Source organism: Filifactor villosus, from assembly GCF_042652965.1.
Taxonomy (GTDB): Bacteria; Bacillota; Clostridia; order Peptostreptococcales; family Filifactoraceae; genus Filifactor; species Filifactor villosus.
Map to the genome: position 1 here is coordinate 30123 of NZ_JBHSHL010000021.1, position 19998 is coordinate 50120.

The window sequence follows — 19998 nt, forward strand, 5'->3', positions numbered from 1 at the left end:
CGATGCGGTTTGTCCATACCTCTATACAAATTCGAAACTCCCGTCACTGAAAAAGATTTCATACAAAAACGAAATCTTGATTACCTGTTGCAATGAAAGTTGGAATAGATATCCATCCTTACTCCTTTGCACAGAGGTATAACACATCCTTATACACAAAAGCTTCTGTTTCTTTTTCCAAGAACCCTGCAGAAACAGCCGAAGCTGTTTTCTGCACATGGTTCAAAAAATTCTTTCTTTTTGTTTCTTATTTCTTACTTGCCGTCATGATTGCATTATATGCCCAGTGATCCTTGGGTACATCGTTAAATGCTTCTTTCAATCCTTCTTTCGCTTTTACGTTGAAGGTCGATTGGATCATTACAACTGCTTCCGCACGAGTGATCTCTCCATCAGGCTTAAAGCTTCCGTCTGCATATCCGACAATGATTCCCGCTTCTTTACAAGCAGCAATCGCATCATATGCCCAGTGGTCTTTTGCGACATCACCGAAGGATTGATTTCCTACCGGAAGATTTCTAAGTTTCGCCAAAAGGAAGGCATATTCCGCTCTTGTTATTTTTCCTTCCGGATTGTATTTTCCGTCCTCTATCGCCTTCAGATAACCGAGAGATGCCAGTTTGTTTACGGAATCGCTGTACCATACGCCATCTTTGATATCGGTTTTTTCCATCTTAGCCGCTTCATCTTCAATCAGTTTTGCAAACATGATGGATGCTTCCGCTCTGGACATCGTTCCGTTGGGCTTAAATTCCTTATTCGGATAACCTGTCATATATCCCTCTTCAAGGATGGAGGTAATCCGTTCTATTCTGGCTTCTTCCAATACAGTTTCCAACTGCTTCAGGGCACCTTCTTCGCCTTTCTTTTGAGCTTCCAAAGCTGCCTCAATCTTCTTCAATGTCTTAGCAGAATAATATTTTTTCTCTTGCACGGGAAGTGCAAGGATCTTAGCTGCCTTATTCAAAGCCTGTTCCGCAGTTACCGCAGGTTGATTCGGTGTCAAAACCGGTTTTACGGGAGCTGCAGGACCTGCACCTCCACCGCCTCCGAAAGAAGGTCCGGGGCTTTCTCCGCTCGGTTTGGAATTGCTGCCGTCCCAATTAAAGACAATATAGGCATCCTTGGAACCTACTCCCAACTCTTCCATAACATCGACAACGAAGGACACTTCAAGTTCGTTTACCTTTTCATCCAATTCAAAGGTATACGCGTTTCCATTCGGCTCGATCTCCTGACCCCTTACGCTGAAGGAGGTAATCGTTCCTCTCAGAGTTTTGCCGTTCATATCGAGATCGATGGGATTCAACCAAATCGTATAGCGGTAGTTACTTCCGTTTTTCACTACCTTTGCAGTAGAACTCAGTGCTTTGTTTCCTACAGAAACACCACCGTCCGTACTCTTCATCCAGACATCTACACTGTACTCTTCTTGTGATCCGGAGTTGTCTCCCGGTGAAGGCGTCGGAGGTTTCATGTTGGAATCCGGGAATTTGAAATCGCCGTTCCAGTCCAGAACCATCCATACATCATACGGTTTCTCGTGACCCGGCATCTTGGGATACGTTGTCATCTCAAGGTTTAATTCCGTATCCCTTGTCGAATTCGGTTTCAAAACAAGATGTTTCGGAAGCTTAAAGGTAAACATACCCTTCTTGCCTTCAACCTTTGTTGCAGGAACTTTTTGTCCCATTGTTTTTATTGAGAAACTCTCGACTCCGGAAGTGATTCCTTGAATCGTCATTTCCTTAAATTCCACAACGACATCGTACATCGAACCGCCGTCTACAGGTGTAAGTGTTACTTCTCTTACCAAAGCTCCATCCGCCATGGACGGTTTCTTCTTGTCGGCAGAAAGAATATATGCCTTAACCGTTCTTACGCCGTCGGGTTCAGGAGTGGAAGGTTTGTCGCTGAATACAAGGTCCGCCATCACTTCCCGACCTTCCATCGCATCTACCTTGAAAGAAACCTGTACTTTATCAACTTTTTGATCCAATTCAAAGGTATAAGCCTTGGGATACTGTCCGCCTACTTCAACGGGTTCAATCGTTGTCTTTACTCCGTTTTTGAATACGTTGAACTCGGTTACCCTTCCTTCAATCGGACCCATTCTCATAGGTTTAAGCTGAATGGTGTACTTGAATTTACCGTTTTCTTTTACCAGTTTTGCGACCGGATTGATCGCAGAGTTTGCTACGGAAAGTTCATCTTTCCCTTGCTGATTAATCTTAACGGAGAGTTCCAAAACATCTCCCTCGTTTATTTGAGCATCTGTACTTGCAACACCTGTTGTTACAATTTCAAGTGCACGAATCCATCCGTAGATATTTTTCGCATACATGGTTTTTGTCACAGAGTAACGATCCCCTGTTTTCATATTCGGATCCATAAATGATTGATTCTGAACGTCTTTGGGATTTCCTTCCAACAACTCTCTGAAAAGCTCTTGTCCATCGTTTTTGGTAACTACCGTCTCCAGCTTCCAAGACAGCCCTTTCTTGCTCAGTATCTTTTGGATTGCTTCATCACGAGGAACAGACTTATCTATATCGTGCATGCTTCTACCTTTGCCCAAGAGATAACGCTTGAACTCTTCACCCGTTTCAAATACGTTTTCTCCTCCATAGTAAGTGCTGTCTCCAAGATCCCAGTAGGACAGTTCCAAAATGTCAAACTCACGATTTAATTTGATTTCTCCGTTAGAAGCTGTTACCGTAGCCATGGAGTTTCCGTTTTGCGGGAAGTAAGTTTCCACGTAATCGGTAAACTTGATACCCAGAGCTTCATACTTCGCCTTTTCCTCTTGAGAAAGTTTTGAGGGAAGGTCATTTTTATTTACTTCAAACTTCGCTAATTTTTTCCCTTCACCAAGAGCTGCCGTCATTGCATCCAAAGGAAGACTTGTCAGACGGTTCAATGTAAGGTCAACCCTCACTCCGTTGGGAGCTACCTTTGAATACTTGATCAGGTTTACAAGAAAATCTGCAGGAATCTCTCTTATATTGTTGTCTTCAAGATCGATCGTCTGCAAAGTCTTCATCTTAACAAAAGATACAGGAATCTCTTCAATACGGTTGTGGCTTGCTTCCAAGCTGGTCAGCAATTTTACATCCGCTAAACTCGAAGGCAGATTCTTCAATTGGTTTGAAGTCAAAACAACTCTCTTCAGTTTTGAAGAACGCGAACCTTCCAACTCAAAGAAATCATCCGCCAATTCGGTCAAACTGTTTTCGGACAAATATAACTCGGTAAGATTAGGATTATGCTTGATCAAATCTCCGGGAACGGAAGTAACATTTGCATTCATAAGAGAAAGTACTTTGAGTCTCGGGTTTTGAGAGAAGATACCCTGAGGAACATCTCCCAAATAACTTCCGTCAAAGTCAATGTACTCCAGTCTTGCCATAGCGGAGAACGTGTCCGGTTTCAGGTTTCTGATCTCGTTTCCTCCCAAGAACATATGGGTCACGCCTGTAGCATGAGTAAATACAGGAAGTTCTTCAATATCATTTCCATCAAGGTTGATCGCCATCACATCCGGACCAAGATCTTTCAGGATACTGATATCTGTAAGCTTAAGTCCTTCCAAATCCAATACGTTATTCAAACGATAGTCTGCAACAACCTTGGGTTGTCCCTTTGCTTTTCTGAGCTCTTCTTGACTGATGTCACCGCTGTTATCAGTGTCCAGTCCGTTCGCTATCAAAGCAGTCGTCAGTTTTTCCGCGTTCTTTTTCTTCTTAGTTTCAATATCTTCAATCACCTTGTAGTTCTTCCATCCAGCCGTTACGGCATCTTCAAAAACAAGCTCGGATCTCTTGTAGTTTCCGCCGTCAAAATGACCTTTATCCGGCTCGCTTCCACCCATTGGGCCGCTACCTAGTACAGCTACATTCTTAACACCTTTTAGGTCATCAAGTTCGATGGAATACTCCACATACTTGGGCTCGTTCTTCGGTGTGTTTTCAAGAACATGTCTGTTCAAAGAAACAAAGCCGTTGTTTTTTTCCATAGCCAGATCGATGATAAGGCTGGCAAACTTATGGTTCAAGAAGGTAACGGTTTTCTTTCCGCCTTCAACATGAAGTTTTGCCCTCTCGTCAAAGTAGTGAGAAAGTGTAGACTCTTCGGTCTGACCCTTTCCTGCAACATAAGTTTTGAAGGTAAGGGTATAGTCTCCATCCTGAAGGACCGAATCCAAGGTCAAGCCGGGCTGCGGAGGAGCATCGACAACATTTTTCTTAAGCTGAGAATTGTCGGAGAAGGTAATGATCACTCGAATCGGATCCGCCTTCTTCGCTTCTTCCAAAATGCCCTCTACATTGAATCTCAAAAGTTTGTTAAAAGCAGTTACTTTACTTTCATTAACATCAAAATCTCTTCCGTTTACTTGTATCTTGGTTATCATCTTGAGGTGGAAAGCTGCAAACTCTTTGTCAAGATGCACTTTAAGCGCTTGCGGCTCATCCTGATCCGGAAGTTGTACCTCTTGGATCACATAGCCTCCCGCGATTCCTTCTCCCGGAGGTTGAACATCCGGCGGTTCCGGTGCCGGTGGGGGCTGTACTGCCCCTTCTGTCTGAAGGCTGCTTCCATCCTTGAAGTATACTGCTACACTAATCGGTGTTTTCTCTTCTGCCTTTGCGATCAGTTCAGCCTTTTTCGAAAAATCATACAAGGTTCCTTCACGGCTTTGTCCAAATTCTTCCTTACTTACAGGAAACTCCTGTTGATTTACAACGATTTTTTCGATTTTCTCAACATCCACCCGTTCAAAGCTCTTTTCAAATACGATGTGGAATTCTTTTCTGTCAAAGTAATCTTTTCTGATCTCAGCTCTAAGAACCTTTTGGTACTTTTGAGCAAGGGTTTGTTGAGCTCCCGGGTCGGAAGGACCGGGAACAGTATCTTCTTGAATACTGACAATAGGTGTAAGGTTCTTCTCCAACTTGGAATTGTCGGTAAACATAACAACGACTCTTACAGGCGTTTTTCCCTTAGTCTTTACAGCTTCGAAGAGATCCGTTTCTTCCAAAAGGATCTTTCCTTGATGGAATTTGAAGGTGTGATCACTATATTGCTTCGTTATGGTATCAACCGTGATCTCTTTTATCTTCTTCTTCGCATCGCTCTCACTGATCGTATCTACTTCAAGAAGAAGTCCTTTACGCTCGCTGTTCTTGACGATCTCCAGGCTCTCCAAGGTATAACTCTTCGCTATTTCAACAACCGGCGGGGGCACTATAGCATCAGACGCTTGATATTCAAGGATAGAACCGTCTTTAAACTCAAGAATAACCGAGTACTCCTTACCATTTTCTACACCCTCACTGATTTTAGGATCCACAGGTTCCATTTCACCCATCCAAGTAACAGTCATTTCAGGATTCTCAAAGACTTTACCGTTTACCGTTATCTTCTTGACCTGATCCGCATACTTTCTAGGAAGTTCCTTATCAAAGGTGATCTTAAGAGTTCCATATTTTCCTTCTACTTTTTTGATCTTGTACGTTTTTTGGATCTCTTGGCTACCTCCATCTTGCGGCGGCTGTGGAGGTTGAGGCGGTTGCGGTGTTCCCGGATCTTCCTCTTCGGTGTCTACATAGTTGGGGTCTTTATAAACCAATTCCTGATTGTTATCAAATCTTACAACCACCTTGTGTGGTTGATTTTCTTTGAAATCCTTCAGGACCTTTATGCCCTCCGGATATTTATCATAGACTGCCAGGTCGCCTTCGACCAAAAGAATATTCGGACGTCCGCCTTCATCTCTTCCTTGATAAGTTTTTCCATCGATACTGAAATTTGTGATCCTCTTGGAGATCTCATACAGATCACTGTTCTCTCCTTCATAATCCAAGTCGATGATCACACTGTTAGCTGTTCCGGGAACTATCTCTCCCGTAATCGGATTTACAATATCCTGACCCGCCTGAGACTTGAATACGCCCAAAATCTTAAGGCCATCCAAAAGATTCTCTTGGCTCTCCGCAGCCAACAACACATCTGTCAAGGGCTTTGCAACAAAGTCCTCAACTGCAATTTCCGCTGCTTGAGCAGCGACGGGCTCTTGCGGAAGCACAGCCTCTTGTGCATAAACAGGCAATGTGTTTGTGCACAGCAAAGAGAGCAATACTATTCCGGAGAGTCCTTTCTTCCTTCTTTCCTTCATAACTTCCTCCTTCGTAAATATACTTACATTAAAACACATTTTTTGTATAAATCTGTTTTTGCTTTTTGTGACGCCTTTGTACTCAACTTCTATTCTTTTCCAAAGATCATTAAAAAGCAAAAGATCTATCAATAAAATAGACAAACTATTTATACCCTTACTCTTAACAAATCGGTAACAACTGTCGGTGAGCTGTAGAGTAACAGATTCACCTTCCGATGTTCGCAAAAAAATGCAGATCCATCCTTCCCGGAAATCACATCAAGCCTTATCGCTTCGGCGTTTCAAACGGCAATAATGAGACTGACTTCAACTCGAGGCGATAAATACAATAGATTGAGATTGATAATGCTTATCTCACTCATCTCAAAAAACGAATATCTTCTGAAGACATCTCTTTTTATCTCTTCTTATACTATATAGCTTTGTTCTCAGCCAATCTCCCTCTTCCGTAAAGAGGATTGAGACTTCTGTTATTGCTTTTCTTTAATCGTCTTTATCCTAAAGATAAAATAATAGTATTTAAACAAAATTACCAAGGCTATGGTAATCCTTGCATAAATCACATTGACCCTCCAAAAAGCAATCAGCAACATAACCGATGCCACAGCCAAGATCTTGATTTTGGTCTGCAAGGTCATGGATCTGCTTTTTTCAAAATCGGCCAGATGTTTTTCGTACATGGAAGTCGATCTGAACCACGTGTGAAACCTGTCCGAACCCTTTGCAAAACAAATCGAGGTCAAAATCAAAAAAGGCGCGGTGGGCAATACGGGGATCACAACTCCCGCCATTCCGATCGCAAGGAAGAAAAACCCTGCAATTACATAAAATGTTTTCATAAACTTTCGATTGGCGGCAGTTTATACCGTCAATACAAACTTCCCTCCTCCCTCATTTACAATGGGCAAATCGATAGAGTACAACTCGGAAATAAATTCGGAGCTGACCACTTCGTTGGGCCTTCCCTCGAAGAGAATCCTTCCCTCCTTCATCCCAAGAATGACATCACTGTAATGAATAGCCTGGTTGATATCGTGGAGTACCATTACAATCGTCATATCCTTCTCTCGATTCAACCTCTGTATCAATCTTAATATCTCAATTTGATAGCGAATATCCAAGTAAGTCGTGGGCTCATCCAAAAACAGAATCTCCGTACTTTGAGCCAAAGCCATCGCAATCCACACCCTCTGACGTTGCCCTCCGGACAACTGTCCCACTGTATAGTCTTTAAACTCGGTCAATCCGGTAATCGCAAGAGCCTCGTTGATGATTTTTTCATCCTCGTCACGAAGACTCATTCGATAGTGCAAAAAAGGAATCCTCCCATAAGAAACCAAAGTCGATACCTTCAAGTCCGCAGGCGCGGAATTATTCTGATGCACGATAGCGACATTCCTAGCAAACTCCTTCATCTTATATTGTGAAACTTCTTTGCCTTCCAGTAGCACCTTCCCCTTCTGAGGAGTCAGAGTCTTGGTCAACAGATGAAAAAGTGTGGATTTTCCACATCCGTTTGCACCCATAAGTGTTGTAATCTTGTTTCTTTCGAGAGTAAAGGAGACATCCTTGATAATATCCTTTTTTCCGTCATAGGAAAAAGAAATATGATTAGCTTCCATAAGTCTCTTCACTCCTTCTAAGCAAGAATATAAAGAACGGTCCTCCAAGCACCGCCATGCTCACAGCAACAGGTATTTCATAAGGAGCTGCAATCACGCGTCCCAAGGTATCACACAAAAGCATCAAAAAACCTCCCGATAGAACCGAAAAGGGGATCAGCAACTTGTGATCGGAGCCTACAAGCAACCTTCCGATGTGGGGAACGATCAATCCCAGAAATCCTATGACTCCCACGATTGCAGTCGTAATACTCGCCAAAAGAACCGCAATAAAGGAAACAAAAATCCTCAAACGATCCACATTGATTCCCAGCGCCCGTATCGTTTTGTCCTCCAAAGCCAAGAGGTTACAATATTTTGCTATACCTACTGCAATAATCAGACCGATGACGACATAAACAGTAAGCAGTCCGACATCGGACCATGTCTTTTGAGCAATGTTGGCATTTACGATCGAAGCGACACCTACCTGTCTTGCGCCTACCATAACCGCGATTGAATCCATAATTCCGGTAAAAACCGCATTGATGGCAATACCGACAAGAATGACCCTTAGAGGATTCAAACCCGATTTCCACGATAAGAGATAGATGAGCAGGCAGGACAACAGACCGCCGACAAAGGCGAAGATCGGGGTCAACACATACATCTGCGGAAACAACATCAGCAGAAAAACCGCCGTGAAACTCGCTCCCGAAGATACCCCTATGATCCCCGGATCGGCAAGCGGATTTTTCATTACCGCCTGAAACATCACTCCCGATACCGCAAGGGAAGCTCCCGCCAACATCGCCACCATAATCCTGGGAAACCTCAAATCGTAGATCATCGCGAAATGTTCATCGTATTCGACAAACAGCCCTCTAAAAATCTGACTGTACGTTACATCTATGGTTCCGGCACGTATCGAATAAAAGAATAATACGACATAGGCCAAAATAAGAATTACAAAAACCGCCGTCTTTTTTTTCAATCATCCACCCTCTCTCTTCACTCCAAAACTTGTCACATAGTCGGAAACCGACCGATACCGGGCAGCCAAAACCGCCTGTATCCACCCGCCCTTACAATCGTCCGATCACATCGGAAAAATGTAAGAGCATATGCCTCCTAATACCAAACAACATTTACTATTCAAGGTTCAACTCATCTTCAATAGACAAGACGGCATCCTTCCACTTAAAATCGGCAGACATGTGAAAAAGATTGTGATCCAAATAATAGATCCTCCCTTCTTGGACCGCACGAAAATGTTGCCAAATATCATTGGTTGCAAACTCGTTTTTCATCTCCGCGATCACCTCATCGGGCATCGCATGTACCGTGCAGAAAATCAAATCGGGATCCTGTTGAAGCAAGTCTTCCGTATTGACATTCAAAAATTCATCCGTATCGTGTCTATAGACGTTTTCTCCTCCTGCCATCTGAACGATATTACCCACATAAGACTTGTCGCTGGCTATCACATAAGAACCGGGAAGACCCATCAAAATCAGTACCTTGGGTGCAGTCTTTCCCTCCCTCTTCTTCTTGACCTCCTCTAAAGTATTGTGGTAATCATCCAACAATTCTTTTGCCACATCCTGTTTTCCATACTTCTCCCCGAGCAACTCCACCGACTGATACAATCCCTCTATACTTGACACATCGACAAAGGTATAGGGCAACCCCGCCTGTTCGTAACGCGATTTCAAATCGGGTTCTAAAGTCTTGGGACTTAGTATATCCGTAGGTTTCAAAGACTTGATCAGTTCCATATCCGGATTCATGGGAGCACCGATCTCGGCTGCATCCTTGTATCTCTCAGGAATTTCAAACGCCTTTGTTTTGGGAATTCCTACCAAATCCAAATCCATCTTTTCAGCCAATTCGGCAGTAGCGACTGAAGTAGCGATAATTCTTGCTTCCTGTATTTTTTGTGAACCGGCTTGTGCTTGCGGATGTTGATTGACACATCCGCAAAGGATCGATACCAAAGCCAAACACACAACAACTGTCTTCTTCAACTGTATCCACTTCCATTTCCATTTTGTTTATGCTCTCGCCCCAACAAAAAGACTACTTTCCGGCAGGAGTACTTAATTTTGTTGACAACTTCGTTTTTTCAAAGGTTTCCTTTCCTTTTTTGACTTCTTTTTCCAAGCCTTTTGCAAAGAAAATGACATCTCTTTCCATAGGTTCCACATAGGCCTTGATCTTCAATTCGGGGTAATCGGAAGAGATCCCGAACTTATAGTCCCTGGTATCATTCTTCTTGTCATAGGCCTTTTCCTTGATTTTGACCTCTTTGTATTCTCCCTTGCTGTTTTTGACATACACCTTGATCTCGCTTACATACTTCTGAAGTCCGACTCTTATCGTCATATACTTCTGTTTCTTACTCTTTACATCGACAAGAAAGTATTCTCCGAGCAGAGAACGACTCATTGAATCTCCCAAAGCGATCTGTGTTCCCCCGTCTTCCGCTTTGCCCGTCTTGGGATTTGCATAGCTGGTTTCATTCTTTACGCTGTAGCTTCCCTTCTCCAATCCGAACGAAAACGACGGAATCATAAGTGCGAGGATACACATCAACACAACTGCCTTAAAACGATACTGCTTCATTTGAACTCTCCTTTCAACATCGGTATGAACTCGGCACCGCAATGCCGTCCTCCTTAAAAAAACAATCTGTAGGGAGAATCGTTTTGTCCCCCCATTTTTTAATACAACAAGCTTTTAACATAAGTCGTTGAAACTTATCATCCCTCATGAAAACACCCACTTCACCTTCGGTCTTCCACGACGGACAATTCCCATTTTTTAACTTATCCTGCCCGACTCCATCGATATACAGTTATCCGCAATCGCTGTCGTCGAATCTCTGTGAGAGACAATAACTACCGTCTTGCCCTTTGCCGAAGCCCTGAGAGATTTGAGAATAACCCCTTCATTCAAACTGTCGAGATTGCTGGTGGGCTCATCGAGGAACATAATGGGGGCATCGTGCAGAAACGCTCGTGCAAGCCCGATCCTCTGCTTCTCTCCTCCCGACAAGCTGTCTCCGAGCTCCTTCACTTCCGTGTCATATCCTTTAGGCAGGGAGAGAATCAAATCATGGATCGAAGCCTTCTTTGCCGCTTCAACCAATTCTTCTCTGCTCGCCTCCGGTTTGGAGATCGCTATATTATTGGCTATGGTATCCTGAAACAGGAAGGTCTCCTGTGTCATATAACTTTGATTTCTTCTTAACGAGCTTGTATTGATCTGCCCTACCGGTTTGTCCGAAAAACGAACCTCCCCTTCAGACACATCCCAAAACCTCATAAAGAGCTTAAGCAGAGTCGACTTTCCGCTTCCGCTTTTTCCCACGATTGCATGAACCTTGTTTTTCTGTATATCCAAATTCAGGTTTTTCAATATCCATTCATCCCGATATTTAAATGAAACATCATCGGAAACGATATTGCCTTCTTTCATCTCGGAACCGTCTGTAATATCCTCGGTCTGTGGAATCTCATCCAAAAGCGCAATGACCCTTTCCCCGCTGGCAAAGGTAATCAAAAGATTGTTCGCCAGATTGCTCAGGGCAACCACAGGTCCATAGGAACTCATCGCCGCAAAAAGCGAGAGCAATAGTTGCGGGAAGGTAATGAACGAATTGGAAAACAAATAGCCTCCAACCGCAATCTGCAACAGCGAGAAGAACAGGATGGTAAGCTCCGTAAGAGAAGTCGAGATCGCCTCATAATCCTTGAGCGTTTTGTTCAGACCTTCCATCTCCTGTGTCTGACGGTCAATCTGCTTCAAACGCACTTCCTGCTGACGAAACTGCAGAACCTCCTTAATGCCTCGAATACTTTCCAGAAAATACGTATTCATCTTTGCAAACTTTCTTCTCTGTTCGTTTCCGGTTTCTCTTCCCAGACGAGATATATAAAGCGGTATCCATCCGCCTATGACCAAATAACTCAAAAGAGCGACACCGGCCATTACAATCGAATGATAACCGATATAGACAATCATAATCAGCGAGGTAAGAACAGCGATGGCGACCGGAGAAATAGTATGTGCATAGAAAACTTCCAACAACTCCACATCCGATGTGATCAAAGCGATCAGATCCCCCTTGTCCTTCCCTTCCAGCTTTGCCGGAGAAAGCTTTCGAAGAACCCCGAAAATTCGATCTCGAATCAAAGCAAGGGTCAGGAAGGCCAAAAGATGGTTGCTGTACTGTTCCGCATACCTCAAAATCCCTCTCAATGCACCCAGCAACGGAAGAAGAATCAATATTGTCTTCCACGAGATAACTCGAGGGAAACCCGCTACCTCCAGTATGCCATAGCCTCCCAATACGGGAATGAAAATTGAACAGAGAAACCCTGCAACTCCGAACAGGATCGCCGGTATGATGATTTTGAGAAGAGGCTTCACCAAATCGAGCAGACGCTTGATTAACCGATATCGACTCATCCTATTCATAGCAAACACCTCCATCTATCTTTTCCATATTCTTTTGTGTTCGATACAACCTTTCATATACGCCTTTCTTCTTGAGAAGATCGTTGTGACTTCCCTGCTCTTCAACAACACCCTGATCCAACACATAAATCCGGTCGGAGTCTACAACGTTTTCCAAACGATGAGAAATCAAAAGAACGGTCTTCTCCTTCGCCAAAGACTTTATAACATCCATGATATACTCTTCACTTTCGGAGTCGATATTGGATGTAGCTTCATCGAAGATATACATCGGGGTATTGTGAAGGATGGCTCTGGCCAAAGCCAAACGCTGCCTCTGTCCTCCCGAAAAGTTGCTTCCTCCCTCGGACAACAGGGTGTCCAAACCCTCCTGTTCCATAAGGAACTCATATAGACGAACCTGCTTCAACACACGGTACATCTCCTCATCCGTCACTGCCGGAGAACTCATCAGAAGATTCTCCCGAACCGTGCCCGAAAACAGATAACTGTCATGACCGATTATGGTAATATATTGTGCAATGCTGTCGGCGGAAAGCCGCTTCTGCTCAAAACCGTTGATTTCCAAATTCCCTTCGTAATCCCAATACCTTCCCGTAATAAGAGAGGCAATGGTACTTTTGCCCGAACCGGAACCTCCCACTATGGATACAAAAGACTTATTCTCAAGCCGTATGGATACATCCTTAAGGATCTCTCTGTTCTCATCATATGAAAAAGCGAGATTTTTCATCGAAATGTCAATATTCTCCCCTTGCAGATCCAAGTCGCCCCGCTGCGGAGAAGAGAGATCCAAAAGAGCAAATATCTTCTTTTTCGCCGACATTCCGTTCATTGCAATATGGAAGAAAGAACCCAACCTTCTCAAAGGAATAAAAAATTCCGCCGATAACATAATGATGACAAAACTCTGTGCAATTCCTATCGTTCCTTTTTGAAGCTCCAAAAGAGTAAACAAAGCACCCAAACCCGCTCCGCCGAAAGCTATAAAGTCCATAATCGTCGTGGAATTCAGTTGCATTGTCAAAACCTTCATCGTAATCACACGGAAATGCTCGGCGTTATCATTCATTTCCTTGTGCTTACGCTCATCGGCAAGATAGGTTTTCAAGGTAGTTAAACCTCGGATATTATCCAAAAACCCGTTTCCCATATTCACATACAGACCCCAGTATTTCTTGAACAGCTTTCCCGCTATCTTGTAGACCGCCATAATCGAAATCGGTATCAGAGGAACACATGCCAGAAGCACAATGGCAGGTTTTGCACTGATAGGAAAAATCAGAACAAACAGGAAGATCGGTGCCAAAAAACTGTAAAACAGTTGGGGAAGGTATCGACTGAAATAAATCTCCAGTTGCTCCACTCCCTCAAGGGAAGTCTGAATCAAATCTGACGTTGAAATCTTCTCATTGTAAGCAGTTCCGAGAACCAAGACCTTCTGATAGATCTGTCTACGCAGAATACTCTTTACCTTCGATGAAGCCAAGTAAGAATACTTGGTCGACATCAATGTTGCAATATAACGCAGAAGAAAAACTCCTGCCATCAATAAGAACGACAGCCAAATCGAAGTCATCCATCTCCCCTGCTCAAAAAGACTGTTTAAGCCGTTGCCTATAAAAAAGATAAATATCACATTTGCAACCAAACTCAAAAGATAGCATAAGACAGTCAAAGCAATATACTTCTTTGAAGAAGGTACCAAACTCAAAAGACGTTTATCAATCAAAATAAAACTCTCCTTTGCCTCAATATGTTTTATTCGGGGAAACCTCCCCACAACCGGATTATTCTGAAATCGATACAAACTATTTTCGGCCTCATCCGTTTATATGCATAAAAAAACACGAAGAAATCAAAAATCTATGTTGTCTTAACCTGTATGCAATCCATCCCCTTCTCCCTTTCCCGAAAAAAGCGACGAATACCTTCCCTCCATTTTTGTATCCTCTGTCCATGTTTTGTTTTATGCTCGAAAACCCTCTATATGTTTAGAGAAAACTCTCACCTCGTTTTAACACAAGCGATTATCTATAATAACTAGCACTGCCTTTAAATATGTATCAATAATCATTGTCATCAGTATACAATATTTTGGAACTAAAATCAATATACATTTATGACATGTTGGGTCCGGATTGTCTGCTAGTTGTTGAAATTTCAGTTTGGTAATCTATACAAAAAAAATTGTCCCCTCATTGAGAAGATCATTTCGTCTGATTTTTTCGAATTTTCAACCCTTAACGTTGCACCTCATCTTCAAAAAAGTATAACCGGATGTCAAGTTCTCACTTGATATCCGGCTATAAAATCCATTCCTGTTATTCTCCAAAAAACACTCATCTCCACAATCCGAACATCATATCGAGATCTATGGAGTGTATCTCTCGCAGTCCGTCGTTGTTTATCAACACCCATTCATTACTATTATACGTTCGAACAGTTCATACTACTCTTCCTTTGAACGATGGATATAACTAATCTTGTAATCCATAGAAGATAAAACAATGTTTCATGGTTTGAAAAATAGATATATCCATACTTCTATTGAAAAATAGTATCATACTATTGCTTCAACAGAAGCTGGGCATTATCCATTGTTCAAATGATGAATAGTATCATGTCGAAACCCTTTAAATGTTCAGACCTGAAAAACTCCGTTTTGACAGCCAAGACCGACATAACCATACTTCCGGTATCAACCGACGGGAGCATCGAACATATCGATACGAATCCATAAGTTCCTATGAACACAAACGAATCTTTTCGTTGTTTGACAACATACTCCCCCCCTTCTCAAGAGAGTACATTTGAAAGACTTTCTATCTTGGAACAACTGTATTTTATCTGTTATTTTGAATAATGCGAACGTTTTAACCTCTTCTGGTATCGATAACCATCATTTTTCCGTTCCATTCCACATCGAAGCCTAAAATCCACCCCAAGTCACGCAGCTTGAAATACGTACTTCCACCCAAGTTGTAGGTCTTTACATCAATCTGATTTCCATCACGACTCAAATCGATGGAAGTGATATATGCAGCTGATTTTTCCGGAGAAGAAAGAACAAGTTCCGTCCCAATACTCTCATACTCCTTGTTTGAAACCAAGTCCACTTTAGAACCCTTCCAATCGATTCCGAACTTCTTCGAGGTCCCCTTCAATGCCTGAGCGACATCACGCAACTTGAAATAATTGTTTCCGTTGATGTTATAGACCATAAAAGAAACCTCTTCCCCGTCGACCATAACACGCGTATTCTTCGACACAAAACTTTGAGCGACAAAAGGGATTCCTTTGGGAAATCCCGGAACACTCTCTCCTGTGTAAGGTTGTCTATAAGCCTCTTTAGCAAAATTATGCGCATACGAATTGTTGATCCCGATAATCTTTACCTTGTCCGCACCGTAGAAGGCGTCGTTGCTTATATACTCCACGCTCTCCGGAATTTTAACCGTCTCCAGTGAACTGCATTTATAGAATGCTTCGGAATTGATTTTGGTGAGACCTTGAGGCAGATCCAATCGTTTGAGTTTCAAACAGCCGTAGAAAGTCATAGGCTTGATCTCCTTTATGCCGGAAGGGATATCTACACTTTCAAGTTTTTCGCATAGGCCGAAGGCATCTCCCATCTCCTTGAGATTCTCGGGCAATTCCATCTTCGTTATTGCCGTAGCCGAGAAAGTCGCACTTCCTATCCTCGTTACCGTCGAAGGAAGACTTATCTTCGACAGGTTTGAACATTCGGAAAAAGCCCGGTCGCCGATATCGACAACCCCCGCGGGAACAACGACCGAAACCGCCTTTTTATTTTCGGCAAAGGCCTCGGCTCCGATTGTATGGATTCCAAGTGTTGCAGGGATTTCCACCTCCTTGGCATTCCCGTTATACTTGAGAAGAACGCCGTCTTTTACCACAAAATCCGAATTTCCCTGTGCATAAACCGCAATGGAAGGTACTGCACAGATCAAAGATGTCAATATGATGGATACAAGCCTCTTCAAACTCCGTTTCGTGTTCATAATCATTTCTCTCCTGTTCATTAATTTTCAAGTTTCTTCATTTCCGATCCTCGATTTCAAAAAAACCGCCTTAAACCGACGGAATCTCACCCCTTACAAAAATTGCACCTCCCAAAAACGATGAGTGTCGAATGACCCCAAGCCGATCATTCGTAGGTTCAAACAACCTCCTTCACATAAGAACCCTTTCAGCTATATGGGAAGAAATACAGACGAATCTCCCCTTCGTTTTGTTCTCCCCCTTCTTCAAAAAGCTTCTCTACATGGAAAAAGCGGTTCGCACACCTTACGCACAAAACGTACCGAAGACCTCTTAGATCCAAAAAACACCCCTTACATCTATCGAGGTCATATGTGTTTCTCTACAGAATGGTTCTCATTACAAATCGCAACATGATTCTTTTTGTTTTTTTCATTATAACATACCTGTTTAAGATTATTCAATAATTCTGTTAACTTGTTTTCATTTTTTTGAATTTTAAGACAATCATGTTTTTTCACTTTCCTACTGACTTTCAGCTACGTTTACAAACTTGATACGTGATGAAAATGTCATGCCCTACGAAGCCTCTTTTTGACAGTACATACAGCACCTTGTACTATTCTCCAATAGAAGTGTGGTTATATCTACTTTATGACTACGAACATCCATGTTATCTTCTCTTGAGTACAGGTTGATGATATCCATAACTCAAATCAATCCCGGTGGAGCGGCACGTTGAAATTCACGGTAATTTCGACTTTAATATGAATTCTTTCGGTTTATAAGCGAGATAAGAAATAAAGCTAAATATCAATATGTCAGCACACTAGTACTATATGAAACTGCGACACGATGTGTGTTTTCCTTTGTTTTGTCCGGTATGGAACCCTTCTCAACAAAGCTTTTCGAACGCTTCATTTTTTGTATGAACATCACTATGCCGCTATGCCAAGATTACTTCGTCCATGACAAGGTCTCCGCATTTGGCAAAACCATAATGACGACACGACATCCCATTGCTTGCACGATTGCTATCCGAGATACTTTCAAGATTATTTTTCTTTTTTTGATTAACATAAGTTTTGGCGGGTAATATACCAAATACGAAATACATTCTATTTTGTGCCGTTAAGCGATCCCGCTTAGCAAACTAATTTCAGGAGGGATATCAATGGAAGATTATATCATTGCCGAGGTACCGGGACTATACCGTGTTGTCAAACTAAAAGAGTTCCGAAAAACAGAAGGAGTAAACTTCGATGTTATGCTTAAGAGCATGGTACCGAAGGTTGATGCGGTAGACCGTGTTCTTCACCAAAAGAGTGCTGTTTCTCCGGGTCCTGTGGGAGATGTTGAAAGACCTTGGTATATGCATACCTGTCAAGATGACAACCTGATCGTACTTCAGGGAACACGTTATGTGGAAGTATATAACAAAGCTCATGGAAAAGTTGAGAAATTTGTTGTTGAACCCAATAAGATTATGCACAACGGCGAACTTCTATTCGAAGGCGGTGCAGTTCTTGTATGGCCGGCAGGAGTATTCCACAGAATCGTCAGCGGAGAAGAGGGTTCCGCATCGGTAAACCTTGCAACACACTATGACAACTTCGATATTAAGACAAACTTTAATATCTATGATCTGAACACCGAAACAGGAGAATATGTATGTATCCGTGAAGGGTTCAAGGATCAAAACGACTAAAAAACTCAGTTTGTAACCCTTGTAGAAAAGTTGACACAACGTTTTATCTAAGCGTTCTGTCAACTTTCCTCTATGTTGGGATGTATTTTAATGTTTTTCGCCTTGTAAGTATGATATAATATACGAGAAAGAACTTATCTGTACCGACCTTGCCGTTATTTATGCGGTATGGAAGTTCGGAGAACCGACATGCAAAAAGAGGTTCATTCCTTTGTGTAGCGACAAGGGCGGAACTCGCATACGACAAAGAACTTCCTGCATTTTGTTTTCGGGCAAAAGATAGATAACCACTTGTTTGTCGGTTTATACGACGGTTTTGTGGAATCTCTTTTGCTTCTCCATTTCCCGCTGTCTCTTGCGAACCCGGATAAAACCGGCACCAAACGAGGATTTTCAACCTCGATATATCGATACACAAGTTCCGGGAAGGCACCAAGACCTTTTCGAGTACAAGGGCTTAAGGATAAAAAACGAAGAGGGCTACGTTTTTGAAATACCTACGCTCTTTTCAGCTGCATGGAGCGCTTTGTACATGAATAAAACAAGCGGAAATGAGTTTATGCCTTAGATTTTATTAGTATGTATTATACGAGTTGTTAATAAATGAAGAGTAAAATTTATATTTTAAGGAGAACCTATGGACTATTCAAAACAAGCTCTTGAACAACATAAGAAGTGGAAAGGGAAGATCGAAGTTACTCTGAAGGCTCCTATCGATTCCAAAGAAGACCTTTCCGTAGCCTACACCCCGGGAGTGGCAGCTCCCTGTTTGGAAATTTCAGAAAACGAAGACCTGTCCTACGACTATACTCTAAAGTCAAACCTCGTAGCAGTCATTACAGACGGTACGGCCGTCTTGGGACTTGGCGATATCGGCCCTTCCGCGGCAATGCCTGTGATGGAAGGCAAATGTGCACTGTTTAAACGCTTTGCGGGAATCGACGCCATTCCTCTCTGCATCGATTCCAAAGATCCCAAGGTCATCATTGAAACCGTGAAGAACATCTCCAAAAGTTTTGGCGGGATCAATCTCGAAGATATCAGTGCTCCAAGATGTTTTGAAATCGAACAGACCCTTATCGAGGAATGTGACATCCCCGTATTCCACGACGATCAACATGGAACAGCAATCGTAACCGCTGCCGCTCTACTTAATGCCGTTCGCTACACAAAAAAACCGATGGGCGAACTCAACATCGTCATTTCCGGTGCAGGTGCTGCAGGGATTTCCATTGCAAAACTTCTTCTCCAAATGAAGTTCGGAAACATCATCCTCTGCTCCAGCAAAGGAACCGTATACGATGGAGCACCTTACATCAATGAAGAACAGCAACGCATGGCCGAGATTACCAATTCTCGCCAAATCAAAGGTTCTTTGGCGGATGCCCTTGTAGGTGCCGATGTACTGATCGGAGTATCCAAACCCGGAATCGTAAGCACACAGATGGTCTCCAAGATGGCAAAAGACTCCATCATCTTCGCCCTGGCGAACCCCACCCCTGAAATCATGCCTGAAGATGCAAAGGCTTCGGGAGCTGCCGTAGTAGGAACCGGTCGCTCGGACTTTCCGAACCAAATCAACAACATCCTTGCCTTCCCCGGCATTTTTAAGGGTGCCTTGGCTTGCAGGGCTAGAAAGATCACCAACGGTATGAAGGAAGCTGCTGCCAGGGCGATCGCACTTTCCATCACGGACGAAGAACTCTCAGCGGACTACGTACTCCCCGACCCCTTCCATCCCGGTGTCGTGGACAACGTTGCCAACGCCGTGATAGAAGAAGCGAAAAAAAACGGACTGAACCGTATTTAGGGCAATCACATGTTCACATTCCCGGCGATTTTGACTTTGATGTAAACTTTTTTTGATCCATAGTGAAGATACTATATTCTTCGTTTAAAATGTCGGAGGTAAGAATAGATAATTACTGAAAAACAATTTGAATGATCCTATGTTTCCTGAGTTTCTGAGTTAAAAACAGAAAGAATGCCCGTTTTAGTTGGAATTTCAATAAAATCGGGATATT

General features: G+C 42.8%; 11 protein-coding genes. 2 read left to right on the plus strand and 9 right to left on the minus strand.

The annotated features are described in order from the left end of the window. Positions 1-247 precede the first annotated feature (247 nt). The 9 genes from ACFO4R_RS06005 to ACFO4R_RS06045 form a co-directional block, all read right to left on the minus strand. Positions 248-6175, minus strand: a complete 5928-nt coding sequence (locus ACFO4R_RS06005; protein ID WP_379788147.1) for an S-layer homology domain-containing protein — start codon at positions 6173-6175, stop codon at positions 248-250. A 473-nt stretch (positions 6176-6648) separates the two neighbouring features. Beyond that, entirely contained in the window at positions 6649-7017 is a 369-nt protein-coding gene (locus tag ACFO4R_RS06010; protein WP_379788148.1) for a YbaN family protein, read from the minus strand. A gap of 21 nt (positions 7018-7038) precedes the next feature. Further along, on the minus strand, positions 7039-7800 hold the full coding sequence (locus ACFO4R_RS06015) for an ABC transporter ATP-binding protein (RefSeq protein ID WP_379788149.1): 762 nt from the start codon (positions 7798-7800) through the stop codon (positions 7039-7041). Beyond that, entirely contained in the window at positions 7790-8773 is a 984-nt protein-coding gene (locus ACFO4R_RS06020; protein ID WP_379788150.1) for a FecCD family ABC transporter permease, read from the minus strand. The genes ACFO4R_RS06015 and ACFO4R_RS06020 overlap by 11 nt, the downstream gene beginning before the upstream one ends. 157 nt (positions 8774-8930) lie before the next feature. Further along, on the minus strand, positions 8931-9806 hold the full coding sequence (gene isdE, locus ACFO4R_RS06025; protein WP_379788151.1) for a heme ABC transporter substrate-binding protein IsdE: 876 nt from the start codon (positions 9804-9806) through the stop codon (positions 8931-8933). A gap of 52 nt (positions 9807-9858) precedes the next feature. Next, positions 9859-10404: a heme-binding Shp domain-containing protein gene (locus ACFO4R_RS06030; RefSeq protein ID WP_379788152.1), complete on the minus strand. Its 546-nt coding sequence runs from the start codon at positions 10402-10404 to the stop codon at positions 9859-9861. Positions 10405-10602: 198 nt separating this feature from the next. Then, positions 10603-12261, minus strand: a complete 1659-nt coding sequence (locus ACFO4R_RS06035; protein ID WP_379788153.1) for an ABC transporter ATP-binding protein — start codon at positions 12259-12261, stop codon at positions 10603-10605. Continuing rightward, positions 12254-13993, minus strand: coding sequence for an ABC transporter ATP-binding protein/permease (locus tag ACFO4R_RS06040; RefSeq protein ID WP_379788154.1), 1740 nt, complete (start codon positions 13991-13993; stop codon positions 12254-12256). Before ACFO4R_RS06040 ends, ACFO4R_RS06035 begins: the two co-directional genes overlap by 8 nt. Positions 13994-15137: 1144 nt before the next feature. Further along, positions 15138-16286, minus strand: coding sequence for a leucine-rich repeat domain-containing protein (locus ACFO4R_RS06045; protein ID WP_379788155.1), 1149 nt, complete (start codon positions 16284-16286; stop codon positions 15138-15140). A gap of 1154 nt (positions 16287-17440) precedes the next feature. On the opposite strand from ACFO4R_RS06045, the gene ACFO4R_RS06050 reads away from it, so the two are divergent. Then, positions 17441-17974, plus strand: coding sequence for a hypothetical protein (locus ACFO4R_RS06050; protein ID WP_379788156.1), 534 nt, complete (start codon positions 17441-17443; stop codon positions 17972-17974). A 637-nt stretch (positions 17975-18611) separates the two neighbouring features. Next, positions 18612-19784, plus strand: coding sequence for an NAD(P)-dependent malic enzyme (locus ACFO4R_RS06055; RefSeq protein WP_379788157.1), 1173 nt, complete (start codon positions 18612-18614; stop codon positions 19782-19784). Positions 19785-19998 lie beyond the last annotated feature (214 nt).